20 protein-coding genes and 1 tRNA gene are annotated in these 16,269 nt (G+C 67.1%); 10 read left to right on the forward strand and 11 right to left on the reverse strand.

Features of this window, described 5'->3' with window-relative positions; translation table 11 throughout:
- Positions 1-53 precede the first annotated feature (53 nt).
- The 6 genes from KV106_RS26680 to hemP all read left to right on the forward strand — a co-directional run bounded on the left by KV106_RS26680 (position 54) and on the right by hemP (position 3,405).
- Positions 54-734: a Fe2+-dependent dioxygenase gene (locus tag KV106_RS26680; RefSeq protein WP_261213605.1), complete on the forward strand. Its 681-nt coding sequence runs from the start codon at positions 54-56 to the stop codon at positions 732-734.
- 130 nt (positions 735-864) lie between these two features.
- On the forward strand, positions 865-1,137 hold the full coding sequence (locus KV106_RS26685; protein ID WP_082322199.1) for a (2Fe-2S)-binding protein: 273 nt from the start codon (positions 865-867) through the stop codon (positions 1,135-1,137).
- A gap of 114 nt (positions 1,138-1,251) precedes the next feature.
- Positions 1,252-1,953, forward strand: coding sequence for an energy transducer TonB (locus KV106_RS26690; protein WP_261213606.1), 702 nt, complete (start codon positions 1,252-1,254; stop codon positions 1,951-1,953).
- 11 nt (positions 1,954-1,964) lie between these two features.
- Entirely contained in the window at positions 1,965-2,678 is a 714-nt protein-coding gene (locus KV106_RS26695) for a MotA/TolQ/ExbB proton channel family protein (protein ID WP_057590302.1), read from the forward strand.
- A 5-nt stretch (positions 2,679-2,683) separates the two neighbouring features.
- Positions 2,684-3,097, forward strand: coding sequence for an ExbD/TolR family protein (locus KV106_RS26700; protein ID WP_057590304.1), 414 nt, complete (start codon positions 2,684-2,686; stop codon positions 3,095-3,097).
- Positions 3,098-3,192: 95 nt separating this feature from the next.
- Entirely contained in the window at positions 3,193-3,405 is a 213-nt protein-coding gene (gene hemP, locus KV106_RS26705; RefSeq protein WP_057590305.1) for a hemin uptake protein HemP, read from the forward strand.
- Between the two features lie 201 nt (positions 3,406-3,606).
- Here hemP and KV106_RS26710 read toward each other — a convergent pair whose 3' ends face one another.
- Positions 3,607-4,014 carry a GlcG/HbpS family heme-binding protein gene (locus KV106_RS26710; RefSeq protein ID WP_057590432.1) on the reverse strand — a complete coding sequence of 136 codons (408 nt, stop codon included), beginning with the start codon at positions 4,012-4,014 and terminating at the stop codon, positions 3,607-3,609.
- A 180-nt stretch (positions 4,015-4,194) separates the two neighbouring features.
- On the opposite strand from KV106_RS26710, the gene KV106_RS26715 reads away from it, so the two are divergent.
- Entirely contained in the window at positions 4,195-4,896 is a 702-nt protein-coding gene (locus tag KV106_RS26715) for a Bax inhibitor-1/YccA family protein (protein WP_057590307.1), read from the forward strand.
- Between the two features lie 91 nt (positions 4,897-4,987).
- On the opposite strand, the gene rlmD is transcribed toward KV106_RS26715, so the two are convergent.
- The 5 genes from rlmD to surE are packed head-to-tail and all read right to left on the reverse strand — an operon-like array spanning position 4,988 to position 9,983.
- Positions 4,988-6,436 (reverse strand): 23S rRNA (uracil(1939)-C(5))-methyltransferase RlmD, encoded by a 1,449-nt coding sequence (rlmD, locus tag KV106_RS26720; protein ID WP_261213611.1) that lies wholly within the window; start codon positions 6,434-6,436, stop codon positions 4,988-4,990.
- 51 nt (positions 6,437-6,487) lie between these two features.
- Positions 6,488-7,501: a sigma-70 family RNA polymerase sigma factor gene (locus KV106_RS26725; protein WP_261213613.1), complete on the reverse strand. Its 1,014-nt coding sequence runs from the start codon at positions 7,499-7,501 to the stop codon at positions 6,488-6,490.
- A gap of 4 nt (positions 7,502-7,505) precedes the next feature.
- Positions 7,506-8,420: a peptidoglycan DD-metalloendopeptidase family protein gene (locus tag KV106_RS26730; RefSeq protein ID WP_261213615.1), complete on the reverse strand. Its 915-nt coding sequence runs from the start codon at positions 8,418-8,420 to the stop codon at positions 7,506-7,508.
- Between the two features lie 11 nt (positions 8,421-8,431).
- Positions 8,432-9,223 carry a protein-L-isoaspartate(D-aspartate) O-methyltransferase gene (locus KV106_RS26735; protein ID WP_057590315.1) on the reverse strand — a complete coding sequence of 264 codons (792 nt, stop codon included), beginning with the start codon at positions 9,221-9,223 and terminating at the stop codon, positions 8,432-8,434.
- Position 9,224: 1 nt separating this feature from the next.
- Positions 9,225-9,983, reverse strand: a complete 759-nt coding sequence (gene surE, locus KV106_RS26740) for a 5'/3'-nucleotidase SurE (RefSeq protein WP_057590316.1) — start codon at positions 9,981-9,983, stop codon at positions 9,225-9,227.
- Between the two features lie 130 nt (positions 9,984-10,113).
- Here surE and KV106_RS26745 point away from each other — a divergent pair, with 130 nt between their 5' ends.
- A complete protein-coding gene (locus tag KV106_RS26745; protein WP_057590318.1) occupies positions 10,114-11,100 on the forward strand; it encodes an NADPH:quinone oxidoreductase family protein in 987 nt (328 codons plus the stop codon).
- A 111-nt stretch (positions 11,101-11,211) separates the two neighbouring features.
- Here the strand turns inward: KV106_RS26745 and KV106_RS26750 are convergent, their stop codons facing one another.
- The 3 genes from KV106_RS26750 to KV106_RS26760 form a co-directional block, all read right to left on the reverse strand.
- Positions 11,212-11,559, reverse strand: coding sequence for an H-NS histone family protein (locus KV106_RS26750; RefSeq protein WP_057590319.1), 348 nt, complete (start codon positions 11,557-11,559; stop codon positions 11,212-11,214).
- 356 nt (positions 11,560-11,915) lie between these two features.
- Positions 11,916-11,991, reverse strand: a tRNA-His gene (locus KV106_RS26755).
- Between the two features lie 77 nt (positions 11,992-12,068).
- Positions 12,069-12,725, reverse strand: coding sequence for a YbhB/YbcL family Raf kinase inhibitor-like protein (locus tag KV106_RS26760; protein WP_261213621.1), 657 nt, complete (start codon positions 12,723-12,725; stop codon positions 12,069-12,071).
- A 203-nt stretch (positions 12,726-12,928) separates the two neighbouring features.
- Here KV106_RS26760 and KV106_RS26765 point away from each other — a divergent pair, with 203 nt between their 5' ends.
- Both KV106_RS26765 and KV106_RS26770 read left to right on the forward strand, forming a co-directional pair.
- Complete coding sequence (locus tag KV106_RS26765) at positions 12,929-13,177, forward strand: GlsB/YeaQ/YmgE family stress response membrane protein (protein WP_057590393.1); 249 nt, start codon at positions 12,929-12,931, stop codon at positions 13,175-13,177.
- 24 nt (positions 13,178-13,201) lie between these two features.
- Positions 13,202-13,534 (forward strand): hypothetical protein, encoded by a 333-nt coding sequence (locus KV106_RS26770; protein ID WP_057590394.1) that lies wholly within the window; start codon positions 13,202-13,204, stop codon positions 13,532-13,534.
- A gap of 15 nt (positions 13,535-13,549) precedes the next feature.
- On the opposite strand, the gene KV106_RS26775 is transcribed toward KV106_RS26770, so the two are convergent.
- Both KV106_RS26775 and KV106_RS26780 read right to left on the reverse strand, forming a co-directional pair.
- Positions 13,550-14,224: a histidine phosphatase family protein gene (locus tag KV106_RS26775; RefSeq protein WP_057590395.1), complete on the reverse strand. Its 675-nt coding sequence runs from the start codon at positions 14,222-14,224 to the stop codon at positions 13,550-13,552.
- A gap of 116 nt (positions 14,225-14,340) precedes the next feature.
- On the reverse strand, positions 14,341-16,260 hold the full coding sequence (locus KV106_RS26780; RefSeq protein ID WP_261213626.1) for a SurA N-terminal domain-containing protein: 1,920 nt from the start codon (positions 16,258-16,260) through the stop codon (positions 14,341-14,343).
- Positions 16,261-16,269: the final 9 nt, after the last annotated feature.

Genomic DNA, 16,269 nt, shown 5'->3' on the forward strand with positions numbered 1-16,269 from the left:
GACACTCGAGCCCCGGCCCGCGTCGGGGCTTTTTTCCTTGCGGAGTTCCCGAGATGATGCTGCATGTGCCCGAAGTGCTGAGCCCGGACCAGGTGCGCAGGATGCGCGCCACGCTCGATGCCACCCAGTGGGTCGACGGGCGCGAGACCGTCGGCGACCAGGGCGCGCAGGTCAAGCGCAACCGGCAGTTGTCGGAGCATTCGCCGGTCGGGCGCGAGCTCGCCAAGACCGTGCTGGCCGCGCTGGCGCGCAACCCGCTGTTCTTCTCGGCCGCCCTGCCCGCGCGCTTCGTGCCGCCGCTGTTCAACCGCTACGAGGGCGGCGAGCACTACGGCCTGCACGTCGATGGCGCGGTGCGCGCCGTACCCGGCAGCGAGCAGCCGCTGCGCACCGACCTGTCGTGCACCTTGTTTCTCTGCGACCCCGACGACTACGACGGCGGCGAGCTCGAGGTGGTCGACACCTACGGTTCGCACGAGGTCAAGCTGCCGGCCGGCGACCTGATCCTCTATCCGTCGAGCAGCCTGCACCGCGTGCACCCCGTGACGCGGGGCGCGCGCGTATGCGCGTTCTTCTGGGCCCAGAGCATGGTGCGCAACGACCAGCAGCGCGCGATGCTGTTCGAACTCGACCAGAGCATCCAGAAACTGCGCGCCCGGCTGGGCGAATCCGAGGAAACCGTGGCCCTGACCGGCCACTACCACAACCTGCTTCGGCTCTGGTCGGAGATATAGGCGACCGCCCCCTCATAGCGAATAGCTGTCGCGCCGGGCGCTGGCGAATACGATAGTTATTGCAAATGCGAGGGATTCTTATTTATAATCATTGCATCCAACAGCCAGCCAAACTGCCGCCTTCACAGCCATGATCGTTTGCATTTGCCGCCGAGTCTCCGACCGCGAAATCGCACGCCACGTGCGCGCGGGGATGACTTTCGACGAAGTGCAATTCGAACTCGGCGTGGCCACCCAGTGTGGCCAATGCGAAGGATGTGCGCGCGATATCGTCGCGCAGTGCAGCGCTTCGCACCCGGTCGCGGCCCTGCACTGCGAATCGGAACCGAAGTCGATCCAGCTTGCCAACTCCATCAAGGAAAGCAAAGCATGGAACTCGTCTCTGCACTCGGCGGCAGCCTGATCCTGGTGGCGGGCTCCGTCTGGTGGATCCTTCGTAAATAGAAGTAGACGTCGTCGTAGCGGTTTTGCTGCAATCGGGGCACGTACCCACGTGCTCGCACTCGAATGGTTGATCGTGTCTGACCGCTTTGCCCCCCCTCCTACCTTTCTCGGCCTCTCGCGCAACGCCGCCATCGCCGGTGGCGTGATCGTCTTCCACGCCGCAGCGCTCTGGGCGCTGCAGAGCGGCCTGCTGCGCCGGGCCGCCGAAGTGGTGATCCCGGTCGAGATCATGAGCCAGTTCATCGAGCCGCCGAAGCCCACGCCGCCTCCGCCGCCCCCACCTCCGCCGCCGCCCCAGCCGCGCGTGAAGGCGCCGCCGCCGCCGCGTCCGCAGGCCATCCGCGAGCCCAAGCCCACGCCGGCGCCGCAAGCCCCCGTGGGCGATCCGGAACCGCCGCCGCCGGCACCGACACCCCCCTCGCCGCCGCCGGCGCCACCCGCGCCGCCGGCCCCTCCGCCGGCACCGCCCGCACCGCCCAGGGTGGTCGAGGTGACGGCCGCGCAGGCGCAATGGCTGCGCCAGCCGGTGGTGGTCTATCCGCAGCTGAGCTCACGGCTCGGCGAATCGGGCACGGTGACCATCGCCGTGTACTTCAACCGCAGCGGCATCGTGCGCCGCGCCGAGATCCTCAAGTCCAGCGGCTACGACCGCCTCGACCGCGCGGCCCGCGAGGCGGTGCTGAAGTCGTCCGTGACCGTGAGCAACTATCCGAACGCGAGCGACGAGACCCTCTTCATGCTGCCCGCGCCCATCGTTTTCAACCAACCTAAGTAACTGAGACCCCTATGGATTCCCAATTTGGCTTGATGAATGTCTGGCACCAAGGCGACTTCGTCACCAAGGCCGTCGCGGTGCTGTTGATCGCCATGTCGCTCGCGTCGTGGATCGTGATCATCGTCAAGGCGCTCGACGTCATCCGCTACAAGCGTCTCGCCAAGCAGTCGCAGGACTTCTGGCACAGCGAGGATTTCGCCACCGCGCTCAACAAGCTCGGCAAGGACGACAGCAACCCCTTCCGCGCCCTCGCGCTCGAAGGCCGCGAAGCCGCCGCCCACCACCGCAACACCAAGGCGCACCTGCATGACGCGCTCGACGTCAGCGACTGGATCACGCGCTCGCTGCGCAACGGCATCGACGCCTTCACCGCGCGCCTGCAGACCGGCCTGGCCGTGCTGGCGTCGGTCGGCTCGACCGCGCCCTTCATCGGCCTGTTCGGTACCGTCTGGGGCATCTACCACGCGCTGATGAGCATCGGCTCGGCCGGCCAGGCCACGATCGACAAGGTCGCGGGCCCGATCGGCGAAGCGCTGATCATGACGGCCCTGGGCCTCGCGGTCGCCATTCCCGCGGTGCTTGGCTACAACGCCCTGGTGCGCGGCAACAAGTTCGTGCTGACCAAGCTCAATGCCTTCGCGCACGACCTGCACGCCTACTTCGTGACCGGTGCCCGCGTCCAGAGCGGCGCCGAATCGATCGTGGTTCCGCTCAAGAAGGGCTGAGCATCATGGCCTTCGGTACCCAAGACGAACCCGATGAGGTGATGAACGAGATCAACATGACGCCGCTGGTCGACGTCATGCTGGTGCTCCTGATCATCTTCATCATCACCGTGCCGGTGATGAAGCACGCGGTGAACATCGACCTGCCGCGCGCCACCAGCGAGCCCGAGCAGCCGAAGCCCGAGAACATCCTGTTCAGCGTGACGGCCGAGGGCGACTACTACTGGAACGACCAGAAGATCGCCGACAGCGAACTCCCGGGCCGCCTCGCGGCCGAGGCCGCCAAGGAGCCGCAGCCCGAGCTGCACATCCGCGGCGACAAGGCGGTGCGCTACGAGCGCGTGGCCAAGGCGATGTCCGAGGCCCGCGAAGCCGGCGTGCGCAAGATCGGCTTCATCACCGAGCCCGACGCGAAATAACGGCCCCGCGGCTCACAAAATTTTTCATCGCGGCGATTGACTTCTTGATGAGAATTATTATCATTCAGTCATCGCTTCGATAAGAGGAATTCGAGATGCCAGCCACCACCAACGCCTTTTCTGTTCTGAGCCACCCTTCGCTCGATCAATCGGGCGGCGGTCACGCCACCATCCAGGCTCAGCGGCCGGTTCCGATGGTCGAAAGCACCGAACTGCTCAAGGGCAGCAAGACCGTCGGCATCATGCACAACGGCTCGCTGTACCGCCTGCAGGCCACCAAACTGGGCAAGCTGATCCTGACCAAGTAGGTCCCGGTCAGCCCGCCCCTCGCGCAAGTTTCATCGTGGGGCGACTCCAGGAGATTCATTTCTCCGAAGGGTCGTTTTTTGCTAGCCAACGGTTCGCCGACTAGCCAAGCTTTTTTTCACGCTGAACGTCCAATGCAAAACGCCGACCCTCGAGTCGGCGTTTTCGCTGGTGCAAGGCGCCGAGGCGCCCCGCGCAGGATCTCAGAGGCCGAGCGCCGCGATGCCGGCCTTGGCGACCTGCGCATCTTCGTTGGACTTCACGCCGCTCACGCCCACCGCGCCGATCACATGACCGTCCTTCACGATCGGCACGCCGCCCTCGAGCAGGCCTTGCACCAGGGGTGCCGTCAGGAAAGCGGTGCGGCCGCCGTTGATGATGTCCTCGTAGACCTTGCTCTCGCGGCGGCCCATGGCGGCCGTATGGGCCTTGGCCGGTGCGATGTGCGAGGACAGCGCGGCCGCGCCGTCGAGGCGCTGCAGCCACAGCAGGTTGCCCGCGTCGTCGGCGATGGCAATGGTCACGGCCCAGTTGTTCTTGAGCGCCTCGGCCTCCGCGGCGGCGGCGATCAGCTTGACATCGGCGAGTTCGAGGAATGATTTCGTTTGCATGATGGTGATCAAAAGTCTTGTTGCGCGAACCCCCGAGCATACCGGTCCGTCGCATGGGCTCCCCCTGTCGGACGGCGCGCCGCCTAAGGAACACCCCCCATACGGTCTTTGGAGGCCCCGGTCTTGCAGACTTCTAGAATGAGCCCAACTGCCAAGGCAGCAACCACAGGAGCTTCGGCCATGAACGACCGCGTTACAACCCTCGACACTTCCACCGGCTACGGCCAGGTGCTGCCGCAGGCTGACCGCCAACGCGTGCTGCGCAACACCTACTGGCTGCTGGCGCTGAGCCTGCTGCCCACGGTGCTGGGCGCCTGGCTGGGCGTGCAGACCGGCATCACCCGTTCGCTGACCGGCGGCCTCGGACTCATCGTCTTCCTCGGCGGCGCCTTCGGTTTCATGTTCGCGATCGAGAAGACCAAGAATTCGGCCGCCGGCGTGCCGGTGCTGCTGGGCTTCACCTTCTTCATGGGCCTGATGCTCTCGCGCCTGATCGCGATGGTGCTGGGCTTCAAGAACGGCCCCGAACTCATCATGACGGCCTTCGGCGGCACCGCCGGCGTGTTCTTCGTGATGGCCTCGCTGGCCACCGTGATCAAGCGCGACCTGTCGGGCATGGGCAAGTGGTTGTTCGTCGGCGCGATGGTGCTGATGGTCGGCGCGGTCATCAACGTGTTCGTCGGTTCGACCGCCGGCATGTTCGCGATCTCGGTCGCGGCCATCGGCATCTTCTCTGCCTACATGCTCTATGACCTGAAGCAGATCATCGACGGCGGCGAGACCAACTACATCAGCGCGACGCTCGCCCTGTACCTCGACCTGTTCAACGTATTCCAGAGCCTGCTGGCGCTGCTGGGCCTCGCCGGCGGCGAACGCGACTGACGATTCCTCTTTCGATGGCCCCGCGGCCATCGATCGGCAAAAAAAGAAAGGGCCCTTCCGGGCCCTTTCTCATTGCGGCGTCAGAACCGGTTCATTCGCGCTCGAACACCGCGATCGACTCCACGTGCGCCGTGTGCGGGAACATGTTGACCACGCCCGCATGCGTGCAGCGGTAGCCCGCCTGGTGCACCAGCAGGCCGGCATCGCGCGCGAGCGTCGACGGATTGCAGCTCACGTAGACGATGCGCCTGGGCGGCGTCCATCCGCCCGTGCGCAGCTCGGGCTGCTGATGCAGGTCGGCCATCGCCTTGGCCAGCGCGAAGGCGCCCTCGCGCGGCGGGTCGACCAGCCACTTGTCGGCCTGCCCGTCGGCGACCAGCATCTCGGGCGTCATCTCGAACAGGTTGCGCGCCACGAACGAAGCCGGCGACAGCGCACGCCGCGCGGATGTCGCGGGCTGGTTCTTGCGGAAATTCTCGGTGGCCCGCGCCACCAGCGTGTCGCTGCCCTCGATGCCCAGCACCTCGCGCGCGCGGCTTGCCAGCGGCAGCGTGAAGTTGCCGAGGCCGCAGAACCAGTCGATCACGCGTTCGTCGGACTGCACATCGAGCAGGCGCAGCGCCTTGCCCACGAGCGCCCGATTGATGTGCGGATTGACCTGCGTGAAATCGGTGGGCCGGAACGGCATCGTCACGCCGAACTCTGGCAGCCCGTAGGCCAGCGGCGTGCCGCCCTCCTCGAGCAACCGCACGGTGTCGGGCCCCTTGGGCTGCAGCCACCATTGAACCTGATCGTTCTTCGCGGCGAAGGCCTTGAGGCGTCCGATGTCCGCGTCCGACAGCGGCTCGAGGTGCCGCAGCACCAGCGCGATGGTGCCGAGCGCCTGGGTACCCGGCGCGTCGCCGCAGGCCAGTTCGATCTGCGGGCAGGTGTCGCGCGCATCGAGCGAGGCGATCAGCGCGCGCAGCGGCATCAGCATCTGGCTGACCTGCCTGGGCAGCACGGGACAGACCTGCATGTCGGCCAGGTAACGGCTCTTGCGCTCATGGAAGCCGATCAGCACCGTGCCCTTCTTGACCACGTGGCGCACCGACAGGCGCGCCCGGTAGCGGTAGTGCCAGGCCGGGCCCTCGAGCGGACGCAGCAGGTTCTCGGGACGGACCTTGCCGAGGTGCCAGAGGTTGTCCTCGAGCGCGCGCTGCTTCACCGCCACCTGCGCCGCGGCGTCGAGGTGCTGCATCTTGCAGCCGCCGCAGGCGCCCGTGTGCAGGCCGAAGTGCGGGCAGCCGGGCCGCACGCGCTGCGAGGACTCGCGCCGGATCTGCGTGACCGTGCCCTGCTCCCAGTTGTTCTTGCGGCGGTGCACGTTGAGCTGCACCTCTTCGAAGGGCAGCGCGCCCTCGATGAACACGACCATGCCGTCGGCCTTGTGCGCCACGCCCTGTGCGTCGAGGTCCAGCGATTCCACATGAAGCCATTCGCCGCCGGCGTTCGTGGGGGTGTCCGTGGGGGATTTATCTTTCTTGATGGGTTCCGTCATGCCCCGATTGTCTCAGCGTGGGAAGAGGCCCTCGCGCGGAGCCCGGCAGGGCTAGAACAAGGCGTCCCGCCCCACGCCCGAGCGCGCGAGCTGACGCCGCATCTTCGCGAGCGCCTCGTTCTGGATCTGGCGCACGCGCTCGCGCGTCAGGCCCAGCCGCACGCTGAGCACCTCGAGCGTCTCGGGCTCGCGGTCGTGCAGGCCGTAGCGCCCTTCGAGCACCTCGCGCTCGCGCGCGTCGAGCGCGGCCACCCAGCCGTCGAGCAGGCGCTCGACCTCGTGCGCCTGGGTCGCGCCGGTCGGGTCGCTTTCTTCGCCGTCCGCCGCGACCGAATCGGACAGCGCGTAGCTCTCCTCGCCACGCGATTCGCCCGCGTCGAGCGAACGCGGCGCTTCGGCCAGCGCCAGCAGGTCGGCCACCGACTGCACGTCCGAGCCCAGCAGCGCCGCGACGTCTTCCACGCGCACGCCGTCGGGCCGGCGCGCCACGAACTCGGGATCGCCCTCGAGCGTGCGGCGCGCGCGCAGCACCTGCTGCAGTTCGCGCACGATGTGCACCGGCAGGCGAATCGTGCGGGACTGGGTCATCAGCGCGCGCTCGACCGACTGGCGTATCCACCAGGTCGCATAGGTCGAGAAGCGGAAACCGCGCTCGGGCTCGAACTTGGTGATCGCGTGCATCAGGCCGAGGTTGCCTTCCTCGATGAGGTCGGAGAACGGCACGCCGCGGTGGAGATAGGCCTTGGCGATGTTGACCACGAGCCGCAGGTTGTGCTCGATCATGGATTGGCGCGCCGCGAAGTCACCGGCGCGCGCGGCGCAGGCGGTTGCGTATTCCTGCTCGGGGGTGAAGAGCTCGGTGCGCCGGATGCGGCGCAGGTAGACGGTGAGCGCGTCGGCCGTGTCGTCGCCGATGCGCGCGAGCGATTCGACGCTCGGCTCGGGCGCGGTCAGGCCATCGGGGGATGAAGCGGGCGGTGGAGCTTCGCCGCCGGTAGTCGATTCGACCGGGTTGCCCGCCGACCGGCGCACGGGCAACGTGCGACGGGGGCGGGAACCGGCCATGGCATCACCGGTTCGGGAGGTAGCGCGCCGGATCGACCGGCTTGCCCTGGCGACGGATCTCGAAGTGCAGCTTCACGCGATCGGCATCGCTGCTGCCCATCTCGGCGATCTTCTGGCCCTTCTGGACCGACTGGTCTTCCTTCACGAGCAGCGTCTGGTTGTGCGCATAGGCCGTGAGGTAGGTGTTGTTGTGCTTCAGGATGATCAGGTTGCCGTAGCCGCGCAGGCCCGCGCCCGCATACACCACGCGGCCATCGGCCGCGGCCAGCACCGGGTCGCCGGCCTTGCCGCTGATGTCGAAGCCCTTGTTCTTGGCATCGTCGAAGCCCGCGATCAGCGAGCCATGGGCCGGCCAGATCCAGCCGATGTCCTCATCGCCACCCGCTGCACCCGGGGTCGACGGCGAAGCCGTGACCGGCGGCTTGGTGCCCGCAGCGGCGGCGCCGCTCGCGGCCGCACCGGGCACGACGGCGGGCTGCGGCGTCACCGGCTTGGTGACGACACCGTTCTCGTTCGGTGCCGACGGCGTGGCGGCCACGGTGGAGCCCGGGCCCGAGGGCGGGATCACGCGCAGCACCTGCCCCACCTCGATCAGGTCGGGGTTGTCGAGGTTGTTCCAGCGAACGAGGTTCTGCCAGGTCTGGCCGGTCTCGTTGGCGATGCGGCGAATGGTGTCGCCGGGACGCACGGCGTAGTAGCCCGGCTTGCCGAAGTTCTCGATTCCGGCCAGCGGCTTGCCCGAGGCGTCGGTGGTGATGGTCGGACCGCCCGGAACGGGCGCGGCCGCGCCGGGCGCGCGGGTCATCGTGCCGCGGTCTTCGACCGGTGCCGGGCCCCGCGGCGTGGAACAGCCCGCGATCACGAGCACGACGGCCAACGTGACGCCAGCGTACCAACTCCGATTGCCAAAACCCTGCATTTGTTATTCCTTCAAGCAACGCCCGATTTTAGGGGGACAAAGTGAACCGCCTCAAGAATGAGGCGCTCGAGACCGCGGGCCGTCTTGTCGATCACGACGAGGGCCTGGCCGCCCTTCGCCGAGTGCGTCGGCGCGACGATCCGCCCCCCCACCGCGAGCTGTTCGATCCAGGCTTCGGGCACGGCCTCGCCACCGGCGGCGGCGATGATGCCCGCATAGGGTGCGCCCTTGGCATAGCCGACCATGCCGTCGCCGAACATCAGGTGAACCGTGGCCAGCCGGAAGTGCCGCAGATTGGTCCGCGCCCGCTCGTGCAGGCCGCGCAACCGTTCGATGCTGTAGACCTCCGTGGCCACGTGGTTCAACACCGCGGCCTGGTAGCCGCAACCGGTGCCGATCTCGAGCACGCGCCCCAGACGGTCCTGCGGCTTGCCACTCAGAGCCGGGGCCGCGAGCAAAAGTTCGATCATGCGCGCAACGACGCTGGGCTTGGAGATGGTCTGGCCCAGTCCGATCGGCAGGCTGGTGTCTTCGTAGGCCTGGTTGACCAGCGCGCTGTCGACGAAGCGATGCCGTTCGACCGCGCCCATGGCGCGCAGCACGCGCGCATCCGAGATGCCCTGCGCGGCCAGCTTCTGCACCATGCGCGCGCGCACCGCGTCGGAGGCCATCGAGGGCGTCGACGCGACCGACGGCTTGGGCGGCACGACGGGCTGCCGTCCGCGCAGCGCGGACGAAGCCGGCGTCGAAGCCGAGACGGTGGGCGCGAGGCGAGCCGGGAATCCAGGCCGTTGGGTGGCCATGTCAGTCGGCGAGCCGGACCACCGCGTCGCGCCACTGGCCCAGGTTGGCGTGGTCGGTCAGGTCGATCTGCAACGGCGTGAGCGCCACGTGGCCCTCGGCCGTGGCATGGAAGTCGGTGCCCTCGCCGCTGTCCTTGGCGCTGCCCGCGCCGGCGATCCAGTACATCGTGTCGCCACGCGGGCTTTCCTGCGTGATGACCTTCTCGGCCGCGTGGCGGCGGCCCAGCCGGCACACCTTCACCGGCTTGAGCTCGTCGAAGGGCCGGTTCGGCACGTTGACGTTCAAAAGAAAGGCGCCGCCCTCGAGCATGCGCTCGCGCTCGATACGCTGCACCAGTCGCCGCGCCACCTGGGCCGCCGCGTCGACATGGGCCCAGCCCTTCTCGATCTGCGAGAACGCGATCGCGGGAATGCCGAACAGGTAGGCCTCCATGGCCGCGCCGACGGTGCCCGAATAGATGGTGTCGTCGCCCATGTTGGCGCCGTTGTTGATGCCCGAGACCACCAGGTCGGGCCGGTAGCCGAGCAGGCCCTTGAGCGCGATGTGCACGCAGTCGGCCGGGGTGCCGGTCACGTAGCGGAAGCCGTTGTGCGCGGTGTGGACGTAGAGCGGTGCCGCGAGCGTCAGCGCGTTCGACTTGGCGCTGTTGTTGTGCTCGGGAGCCACCACCTCGACCTCGGCCAGGTCCTTGAGCGCGTCGTGCAGTGCGACGATGCCGGGCGCCTGGAAGCCATCGTCGTTGGAAATGAGTATCTTCATGATGCGGTGCGGTGCAACGGATTGTAGGCGTCGGGTGCGTCGCAGCAGGGACAAGGACACGCGAGGGCGACGCCTATCATCGCGCGCTTCATTGCCTCAACATTACTACCCGTTTCGAAGGAGACCGAGCATGCACGCATGGCTTTGCGAGAACCCCGTCGGCGTCGACGCGCTCACCTGGAAGGAGCTGCCCACGCCGACACCCGGCCCGGGCCAGGTGCTGATCGAGATCCGGGCCGCGAGCCTGAATTTCCCCGACCTGCTGATCGTGCAGAACAAGTACCAGATGAAGCCGCCGCTGCCGTTCGTGCCGGGCTCGGAGTACGCGGGGATCGTCCAGGCCGTGGGCGAAGGCGTCACGCACCTCAAGGTCGGCCAGAACGTCGCCTGCCTCTCGGGCACCGGCGGCTTCGCCACCCACACGCTGGCGCCCGCGGCGCTGTGCATGCCGCTGCCCGAGGGTTTCGGCCATGTCGACGCGGCCGCCTTCATCATGATCTACGCGACCTCGTGGCACGCGCTGATGGACCGCGCGCAGCTCAAGGCCGGCGAGACCGTGCTGGTGCTCGGCGCGGCGGGCGGCGTGGGCACGGCCGCCATCCAGATCGCCAAGGCGGCCGGCGCCAAGGTGATCGCGGCGGCGTCCACCGACGAGAAATGCGAGCTGTGCCGTTCGATCGGCGCCGACGCGACGATCAACTACACCACGCATGCATTGCCGAACGGCTTCAGGGACGCCATCAAGGCCGCGACCGACGGCAAAGGCCCCGACGTCATCTACGACCCGGTCGGCGGTGATTTCGCGGAACCCGCATTTCGCTCGATCGGATGGCGCGGCCGCTATTTGGTCGTGGGTTTTGCGTCGGGCCCGATTCCCTCGCTGCCATTGAACCTCACGCTGTTGAAAGGCGCGTCGCTGGTCGGCGTGTTCTGGGGCGATTTCGCCAAGCGCGAGCCGAAGGCCAACGCGCAGATGATGGCCGAATTGGCGCAATGGTATGGGCAGGGAAAGATCAAGCCGGTGATCGACAGCACGATGCCGATGGCCGAATTGAAAGCCGCCTACGCGCACATGGGTTCGCGCGGGGTCAAGGGAAAGCTCGTGATGGTGAACTGATCCCCACGAACCCGGGCACCAGGAGATTGGCACCCGGACCCGCAATAAAAAAGCCCGCGCTTGCGGGCTTTTTTATTGCGGAACCGGTTGGCGCGTGTTCGCGCACCATGCTCACTTGATCTCGAAATCCGTCAGCGACTTGCCCGCGGCCAGCGCCTCGGTCACCCAGCGCGGCTTGCGGCCACGGCCACCGGACCAGGTTTCGCCAGTCGGGCTGCGGTACTTGGCGGCGGCCTTGGGGGCCGGCGCACTGGCGGCGCGCTTGGCGGTCACGGCGCGGCCGGCCGAGAGCTTCAAATCCGAGGCGGTCAAGCCATAGTCGGCGATCTTCCTGCGAATGTCCTCGATCACGCCGGCACGTTCCTGGTTGCGCAGCTCTTCGGCCTGCTTGCGCAATTGCGCGATCTGTTCGTCGTGCTTCTGGATCTGGGAATTGATATCTGCGAGCGTCGAGGCCATTGGCGGCTCCTGTAAATGAAAACGCCCGCAGTTTAATTCAGTTTGCAATTGATTTTGAGCAAACCCGACCAGAAAAATCCGGGTCGCTTGGCGTTTTACAACAGCGCGAGGGTAAAACGCCCCGTTCCTGGGCAGGAACCGGGCCTGAGCCGGGCTTTGAAAGTCTGCCTGCAACGCGGAAGCCGGGGAATTGAACGCCTTGCGACCGTTTCGGGCCGCTGGTGCTTATTGAAAGGCCGGAAAGAAAAGCATTCGCCCGTTGCCCACCCAAGAACGCGCACGGAAAACGCTTTAGGCAGGCCCCAAAAACAAAAACGGCCCTGGATCGCTCCAGGGCCGTTTCTTCGGAATTCATATGGGGTGGCTGATGGGACTCGAACCCACGACGACCAGAATCACAATCTGGGACTCTACCAGCTGAGCTACAGCCACCGTAATAGAGTCCACGATTATAGCCATAAAAGCCGCGCCCCCGACCCTGGTTTGGAAGAATGATGCGCGCGCCCCACTCAGCCCGCCGCCAGCGGACCCGAAGGCGCTACCTGCGGCGCCTCGTCATGCGCGGCGTCCCTCTGCCGGATCGAGCCGTCCGAGCGCTCGAAGGTACCGATCAGCAGACCGCTGGCGATCGCATGCGCCTTCAGTTCGTCGACCACCTCGTCCCGTCCGGGCGCGACCGAGAACTCGTGCGCGCGGTCGAGCGCGAACAGCTGGAAGGCGTAGCGATGCACGCCATGCCCCGGCGGCGGATCGGGCGGCAGCCACGCCGCCTGCAGCCCGGAATTGCGGCCGGCGTGCACCGTGTCCTGGCCTTCGTTGCCCTGGCTCGGCAGCGCCGCCTCGACCAGCCGGGTGTCGCCGGGCGGCAGGCTGACGACGATGGCATGCACCAGCGGGTTCGGCGTGGGCGAATCCGCGTCCTCCACTACCAGCAGCAGCGAGGCGGCGCCTTGCGGCACGCCCTCCCACTGCAGGGGCGGCGACAGCCCTTCGCCATCGGCCGTGTAGCGCGGCGGAATCGGCGTGTGATCGGCAAAGGCCACGCTGGTCAGTGAAATAGAGGCCATGCCTTCGCGCAGGCCGAGCGTGTTGAAAACGATCTTGTCCAGGCCGGCACGCACGCCGTGCAGGGCCTGGCCGATGACTTCGGGCAACTTTTCGAGCATGCCGAGGGTATAGCGCGCCCTTTGCCGCGCCCCTGTAGGACGCCACAGCGGGCCAACCGAAGCCTGCGGCGCCAGATCGCGCAGCCCCGCACGCCGATTCGAAAGCACGGGCTCTCGCCTCGCCCGCGCGATGCATCCGGCCGCTATCATGGCCGCGCCCTGCCATGCGGGCGCCGCTTCATTCACGAACCAAGGGATCACTCATGAGCATCGTCTGGACCATCCTGATCGGCTTCGTCGTAGGTCTGGTGGCACGCGCCGTCAAACCGGGCGACGACTCCGCCGGCTTCATCGTCACCACGCTGATCGGCATCGCGGGCTCGCTGGTCGTCACCTATGTCGGCCAGTCGCTCGGCTGGTACACGGCCGGCGAAGGCGCCGGTTTCATCGCCTCGGTGCTCGGCGCGATCGTGCTGCTGATCCTCTACGGCCTCGTCAAGCGCAAGAGCTGAGTCGCCGGCCATCGGGCGGGGCCGATGCCACGCAAACCCCGCGCGCACCACCATGTCTACGTGGTCGAGCTCGACGACCGCGTCTGGAACATCGCCCGCTTCCGGCGCGCCAATCCCGACTACCAGCTCGGCAAGCCCTTCGTCTACGTCGGCATGACCGGGCTCGATCCCGACATCCGCTTCGACAAGCACAAGGCCGGCATCCAGGCCAACAGCTTCGTGCAGGACTACGGCCTGCACCTGCTGCCCGCGCTCTACGAGCGCTACAACCCGATGAACTACGAAGACGCGCGCTCGATGGAAGTCGAGCTCGGCATCGCCCTGCGCAAGGCGGGCTACGGCGTCTGGCAGGCCTGAGCGCGAAGGCCCGCGTCAGGAATAGGTGACCCAGTCCTCGTACGCCGGCCCGTCGAGATGCGGCAGCGTGTTGTAGGTCACCAGCATGTGGCGCTTGGGCGTGAAGGCGAACTCGGTCACCGACGAGTTGCGGATGCGCAGGTTGAGCTCGATCGTGGTCTCGGGGCTGGTGCCCAGCACATGGCCCACCGCCGTGCTGATCGGGCCGCCGCTCGACACCACGAGCACCTTGGCCCCATGGTGCTTGTCGCGCACATGGTCGAGCGCGGTGGTCACGCCCGCGAGAAAGTCGACGTAGCTGGGCATGCCGACCGGCTTCGTGCGCCCCTGCATCCAGGCGCCCAGTCCTTCGCGCAGCAGGCGGAAATGATGCCGGTACATCTCGGGCGAATCGGGCTTCTCGAGCTTGCCTTCATGGATGGTGGCGATCACCGCCTCGCTGTCGTACTCGTTGAGGCCGGGCCACGGCAGCACGTCGTCGCGCGACAAGCCGAGGCCCTGTGCGATGCCTTCCCAGGTCTGCCGATGCCGGCGCAAGGTGCCGGTGATCACGGCATCGAAACGCATGCCGCGCTCGCGCCAGTACTCGCCGAGCCGCACCGACTGCCTGTGGCCCAGTTCGCTCAGGTTGTCGTAGTCGGCCGCGCCGAAGCTGGCCTGGCCATGGCGCACGAGGTAGAGAGTTCCCATGCGCGGATTCTGGCAAGAAGCGACCGCGGCGCTTGTCCCACGCGAGACGGAAAAAGCAACGGGCCGCGCAAGGCGGCCCGCGAAGGGGAAGAGGAAGCGCCTCGCGGCGCGACCGGTCAACGTGCGCCGGCGAACGGCAGTCCGTCGGTCGCGGGACGCGGCACCAGGATCTCGGCCTTGTAGCGGTCCTTCAGCAGGTTGTAGTAGGCGGCGTCTTCGGCGGCAGCGATCGACTGGCCGACCTGCGCGTTCTCCTGCTTCGCGACTTCCGCCGTCGGCGCGGTGCGCGGCACGGCCTTGGTCACGCGCACCACGGCATAGCCCTGCGTGCCGAGGTCGACGCCGACCAGGGTCGGCAGCTTGCTGGCGTCGGCGCGCAACGCGGCCTCGACCACCACGCCCGGCTGTGCCTTCGCATCGGTGCGCGACACGGTGACGGGCGCCGCGAAATTGGCGCCGTCGGCCTTCGCGGTCCAGGCCGCGAGCTTGGCCTCGCCCTCGGTCTTGGCGAGGGCCGCCGCGCGCTCGGTGACGAGTTGCGCGCGGATCTTGTCTTTCACATCGGCCAGCGGAATCGGGTGCGCGGCCGAATACTGGGTCACGCGGCCCGAGGCGAGCTGGTTGGTGCCGACCTCGATCGCTTCGGTGTTCTGCTTGCGGCTCAGCGAATCGGGAGAGAACAGCGCACTCAGGAAGTTGCGGCTCGCGAGCGGTCCGGTGGCACCCGGCGCGGCCGTGCGGCCGATGTTGTTCGCGGTCTGGATCGTGAGCTTGAGCTTCTCGGCGGCCGGCTTCAGGCTCTCGGGCTGCTGGTACACCGTATCGGTGAAGGTCTCGGCGGCCTTGGCGAATTCCTGCGTGGCCTGCTGGGCACGGTAGTCGTTCTCGAGGGTGGCGCGCACCTGCTCGAACGGCGGCACCACGGCCGGCTTGATGTCGTCCAGGCGAATGATGTGATAGCCGAACTCGGTTTCGACGACGTTGCTGATCTCGCCCTTCTTCAGGGCGAACATCGCATCTTCGAAAGGCTTGACCATCGCGCCGCGCGTGACGAAGTCGAGGTCGCCGCCCTTCTCGGCCGAGCCCGGGTCCTGCGAGTTCTTGCGCGCGACATCGGCGAAGGTGTTGGGTGCCTTGCGCACATCGGCCAGCAGTTGCTCGGCCTTGGCCTTCGCCTTGGCGCGATCGGCGGCCGGCGCGCTGGCGGCCGCGGTGATCAGGATGTGGCTCGCGCGGCGTTCTTCCTTGGTGCCGAAGCGCGCGGTGTTCTGCTCGTAGTAGCTCTTGAGCTCGGCCTCGTTGACCGTCACGTTCTTCTTGGCCGTTTCGAGGTCGAGCAGCAGGTATTCGATGCTTGCCTGCTCGGGCGCCTGGAACTGCGCCGCGTGGTCCTTGTAGTAGGTCTCGATGTCGGCATCGCTGACCGTGACCTTCGACGCGAAGCCCTCGGGCGCGAAGCGCGACACCTGGATCTCGCGCTGCTCGTAGAAGGCGTTGATGGTGGCGGCCGCCAGCGCGGGCGGCGTGAAGGTGGTGCCCGACACGCCCAGCAGCAGTTGCTGCGTGGCGAGCTCGGCGCGCATCGAGGCTTCGTACTGCTCGGGCGTGCGGCCGGTCACGCGCTGGAAGGCGTCGCGGTCGAACTTGCCCTCGGGCGTACGGAAGGTCGCGAGGCCCGGGTCCTGCGCGAAGATGCGCGAGAGACGTTCCTCGGACACCGTCATGTTGGCCTTGTTGGCCGCCACCGTCAGCACGCGGTCGCGAACCATCTTCTCGAGCGTGGCGTAGCGCAGCGCATCGGAGTCGAGCACCAGCGGGTCGACGTTGGGCGACTGCTGGCGGATGCGGTCGGTTTCCACGCGATGCTGCGCATCCCATTCGGGCCGCGTGATGCTGGTGCCATCGACATGCGCGACGGCCTCGTCCTTGGAGAAGCCCTGGTAGCGCTCGACGCCGAACAGCACGAACGACGGGATGATCAGCAAGAACAAGATAATCATCATGATCTTGTTGTACTTGCGGAAGAAATCAAACATGCTTGGACA

Source organism: Variovorax endophyticus (genome assembly GCF_025376855.1).
GTDB lineage: Bacteria > Pseudomonadota > Gammaproteobacteria > Burkholderiales > Burkholderiaceae_C > Variovorax.

Excerpts from the sequence above, each read along its gene's own strand:
- KV106_RS26745 (WP_057590318.1), top strand. The coding sequence starts at position 10,114 with ATGCACGCATGGCTTTGCGAGAACCCCGTCGGCGTCGACGCGCTCACC.
- KV106_RS26760 (WP_261213621.1), bottom strand. The coding sequence starts at position 12,725 with ATGCTCGAAAAGTTGCCCGAAGTCATCGGCCAGGCCCTGCACGGCGTG.
- KV106_RS26680 (WP_261213605.1), top strand. The coding sequence starts at position 54 with ATGATGCTGCATGTGCCCGAAGTGCTGAGCCCGGACCAGGTGCGCAGG.
- KV106_RS26730 (WP_261213615.1), bottom strand. The coding sequence starts at position 8,420 with ATGCAGGGTTTTGGCAATCGGAGTTGGTACGCTGGCGTCACGTTGGCC.
- KV106_RS26685 (WP_082322199.1), top strand. The coding sequence starts at position 865 with ATGATCGTTTGCATTTGCCGCCGAGTCTCCGACCGCGAAATCGCACGC.
- KV106_RS26710 (WP_057590432.1), bottom strand. The coding sequence starts at position 4,014 with ATGCAAACGAAATCATTCCTCGAACTCGCCGATGTCAAGCTGATCGCC.
- surE (WP_057590316.1), bottom strand. The coding sequence starts at position 9,983 with ATGAAGATACTCATTTCCAACGACGATGGCTTCCAGGCGCCCGGCATC.
- rlmD (WP_261213611.1), bottom strand. The coding sequence starts at position 6,436 with ATGACGGAACCCATCAAGAAAGATAAATCCCCCACGGACACCCCCACG.
- hemP (WP_057590305.1), top strand. The coding sequence starts at position 3,193 with ATGCCAGCCACCACCAACGCCTTTTCTGTTCTGAGCCACCCTTCGCTC.
- KV106_RS26775 (WP_057590395.1), bottom strand. The coding sequence starts at position 14,224 with ATGGGAACTCTCTACCTCGTGCGCCATGGCCAGGCCAGCTTCGGCGCG.
- KV106_RS26770 (WP_057590394.1), top strand. The coding sequence starts at position 13,202 with ATGCCACGCAAACCCCGCGCGCACCACCATGTCTACGTGGTCGAGCTC.
- KV106_RS26725 (WP_261213613.1), bottom strand. The coding sequence starts at position 7,501 with ATGGCCGGTTCCCGCCCCCGTCGCACGTTGCCCGTGCGCCGGTCGGCG.
- KV106_RS26695 (WP_057590302.1), top strand. The coding sequence starts at position 1,965 with ATGGATTCCCAATTTGGCTTGATGAATGTCTGGCACCAAGGCGACTTC.
- KV106_RS26765 (WP_057590393.1), top strand. The coding sequence starts at position 12,929 with ATGAGCATCGTCTGGACCATCCTGATCGGCTTCGTCGTAGGTCTGGTG.
- KV106_RS26700 (WP_057590304.1), top strand. The coding sequence starts at position 2,684 with ATGGCCTTCGGTACCCAAGACGAACCCGATGAGGTGATGAACGAGATC.
- KV106_RS26780 (WP_261213626.1), bottom strand. The coding sequence starts at position 16,260 with ATGTTTGATTTCTTCCGCAAGTACAACAAGATCATGATGATTATCTTG.
- KV106_RS26750 (WP_057590319.1), bottom strand. The coding sequence starts at position 11,559 with ATGGCCTCGACGCTCGCAGATATCAATTCCCAGATCCAGAAGCACGAC.
- KV106_RS26715 (WP_057590307.1), top strand. The coding sequence starts at position 4,195 with ATGAACGACCGCGTTACAACCCTCGACACTTCCACCGGCTACGGCCAG.
- KV106_RS26735 (WP_057590315.1), bottom strand. The coding sequence starts at position 9,223 with ATGGCCACCCAACGGCCTGGATTCCCGGCTCGCCTCGCGCCCACCGTC.